This window comes from Vibrio sp. 10N.247.310.23, from assembly GCF_041467155.1.
GTDB lineage: Bacteria > Pseudomonadota > Gammaproteobacteria > Enterobacterales > Vibrionaceae > Vibrio > Vibrio crassostreae_C.
Genome location: NZ_JBFSTZ010000093.1, coordinates 1 through 1,390, shown reverse-complemented (window position 1 = coordinate 1,390; position 1,390 = coordinate 1). Strand labels below are relative to the sequence as shown.

The 1,390-nt window shown below is 44.6% G+C and carries 1 protein-coding gene; it reads left to right on the top strand.

Features of this window, described 5'->3' with window-relative positions; genetic code table 11:
* Nucleotides 1–108 precede the first annotated feature (108 nt).
* Nucleotides 109–1,377, top strand: a complete 1,269-nt coding sequence (locus AB6D93_RS24020; protein ID WP_017068666.1) for an IS4 family transposase — start codon at nucleotides 109–111, stop codon at nucleotides 1,375–1,377.
* Nucleotides 1,378–1,390: the final 13 nt, after the last annotated feature.

The window sequence follows — 1,390 nt, the reverse complement described above, 5'->3', positions numbered from 1 at the left end:
CATAGACAGGATCTTAAGAGCTAACTTGTTTATTTAGATAGAAAAAAGGCTTCATTTATGATCAGATAATCGTCGCCAAACAAACTACCTACATCAATAGTGAAGCCGATGACGATTATCTCCTTACAGAAGCAATTTAAGCAATTCTTTAATGCTGACACCCTCCAAAAAATGGCGAAAAGTACAGGCCTGATGAAACGGTGTCGGGCGATATTACCCGAGCAGCTAGTCATTAGCTTAGTGGCCGCGTTAAGCAAAGGAAACTGCACTTCCATTGCGGATTTACTGCGACAATTCAATGGGATGTGCTTGAGCCCTGAAGGTGCCGTGGCATACAAGCCTTACCATAACCAGTTGAGGAAAAATGAGTTTCCTAATTTCATGCGGCAACTTGTTATGCGAGCAATAGCTCAATTTGCTCGCCAGCAGAATGTCGGTCTACCAAATAAGCTCGACACCTTTGATGATGTACTGCTTCAAGATGGCAGCTCTTTCCACATCCATCGTGACCTGGCGGATGTTTATCCGAGTCGATTTAAACGTAACCCTGCAGCGGTTGAATGTCATATGACAATGTCGTTGAAAAGCTTTTCTCCAGTCGCGATGAACATCAGCGCTGATACGGCATCAGAAAGAGATTTTTTACCTGAGCCCAAAACGATGAACAACAAATTGCTGTTAGCTGACGCAGGGTATCCTGATTTCCACTTCTTTCGAGAGCTTGAACAGCATGGCGGATTCTATATTGTCCGAGGTGCTAAGTCTCTGAACCCTATGATTATTGAGGCAAGGAACGGCAAGGGGCGACTGCTGCCTAAGCTAGAAGGGAAGAAGCTGAAAGACATTACTCGAGGTACCAACCGTTCGCAGGTCCTTGACCTAAAAGTCCGTCGAGGTAAACAAGAGTTTAGAGTCGTGCGACGATGGTTTGCTGAAGAAAAACGATTCTGCATTTGGATAACTAACTTACCTTCAGACACCTTTACTGCCGATGACATCATGGCGATCTACCGCTGTCGATGGCAGGTGGAACTGCTTTTTAAAGAGTTAAAGTCTCACACCAACTGGCAACGATTTGTCACCGCACAAAAGGCCATCGTTGATGGGCTCATCTGGGCCAGTTTACTTGCGCTGATCATTAGGCGTAGTATTGCGCTTCAGATAATGCCATCGGTCTCATTGTTTAAAGCGGCAAAAAATGTGGATGTCTGGCTGTTACCAATATTTGAATGTATCAGTCACGGCGCATGGTCAGAAATCAGCAATAAAATCGAATGGGCTACCAGTTATATATCAAGGAACGCTCAAAAGTCCGCGCAGAGGAAGTCTAAAGAAAACATTACGTTAGACGGAATTTACGCTGAGCTTAGTGCTTAAGGTTCTGTCTATG